General features: G+C 60.1%; 1 protein-coding gene. It reads right to left on the bottom strand.

The genetic code is table 11. The annotated features are described in order from the left end of the window. Nucleotides 1–11: 11 nt before the first annotated feature. The gene (locus AC0L2R_RS33700; protein WP_473514089.1) at nucleotides 12–1,148 is read right to left on the bottom strand and encodes an ABC transporter ATP-binding protein; all 1,137 of its coding nucleotides are present in this window, start codon (nucleotides 1,146–1,148) and stop codon (nucleotides 12–14) included. Nucleotides 1,149–1,263: the final 115 nt, after the last annotated feature.

Raw genomic sequence — 1,263 nt, 5'->3', positions numbered from 1 at the left:
CAACTTCGCCTTCACGAAATTCGGACTCCCTTCTCGTCCAGCAGAACACAGCCGGCAGGGTCGTAGCCGATATCGATTGCCTCACCTTCGCGAACAACCTGGCCATTAATTTGCGTGTTTGCGCGAACCGTCCTCTTGCCGCCGATGTCGATCTCGTAGGTCACGCTCCCGCCCAAATACGACGTCGAGACGACGCGACCCGACAACCGGTTGGCCATCGCTTCCGATTCTAACAATAATTTCTGCGGCCGAACCACGACTGTAACGGGCGCGCCGGGACTTAGCGGCTTCGGCGAAACGACCTTGACCGTTTGTCCTGCCGCGAGGGTGACCGTGGCCGTTGGCCCATCGGATTTGCTGACGGTGCCGGCAAGCATGTTGCCCTTGCCAAGAAAATTGGCTACAAAAGCCGTATCTGGCGTCTCGTAGACCTCCTCCGGTGTACCGATCTGCTCTATGGATCCGGCGTTCATGACGACGATCCGGTCGGACATGGAGAGCGCTTCTTCCTGGTCGTGCGTGACGAAGATGGCGGTGATGCCGGTCTCTTTCTGGATCTTCTTGATTTCGACGCGCATTTCCTCGCGCATGTTTGCGTCGAGAGCCGACAGCGGCTCGTCGAGCAGCAGCACCTGTGGCTCGAAGACGATGGCGCGGGCGAGCGCGATACGCTGCTGCTGCCCGCCCGACAATTGCGAGGGCAGTTTCTTTTCGCTGCCTGGAAGCCTGACCATCTCCAGCGCCTTGCCGACCTTACGCTCGATGTCGGCCTTGGGCACGTCGTGGTATTTCAGGCCGAAGGCGACGTTGTCGAAGACGCTTTTGTGCGGAAACAGCGCATAGCTCTGGAAAACCAGGCCGATGTTGCGCTTGTAGATCGGCACGTCGTCGACACGCCGACCATCAATCATGATCTGGCCGCCCGAAATGTCGACCAGCCCTGCGATGGAGCGCAGGATCGTCGTCTTGCCGCAGCCTGACGGCCCGAGCAGCGTGACGAAGCTGCCCTTGCGGATCGACAGCGAGAAATCGCGCACCGCGACGAACTTGCCATAGGCGATGTCGATGTTGCGGAACTCTACCGCCGGGCGTTCCACACCTGCGATCGAAAGGCCCGTCCCAGCCGAGATCGGCCGGGACGCCTGCATGGGTTCAACGCACTCACCCACCTTTCGAGATCCTGTTCCACTGCGTGGTCCATGCATCCGCGTTGGTTGTCCAATAGACCGGATCGGCAAAGGTCAGCGACTTCATCGTGCCCGT

Source organism: Mesorhizobium sp. WSM4820, from assembly GCF_055811075.1.
This window is presented reverse-complemented; position numbering and strand designations above follow the sequence as displayed.

Coding starts and splice junctions, on each gene's coding strand:
- AC0L2R_RS33700 (WP_473514089.1), bottom strand. CDS start 1,148: ATGCAGGCGTCCCGGCCGATCTCGGCTGGGACGGGCCTTTCGATCGCA.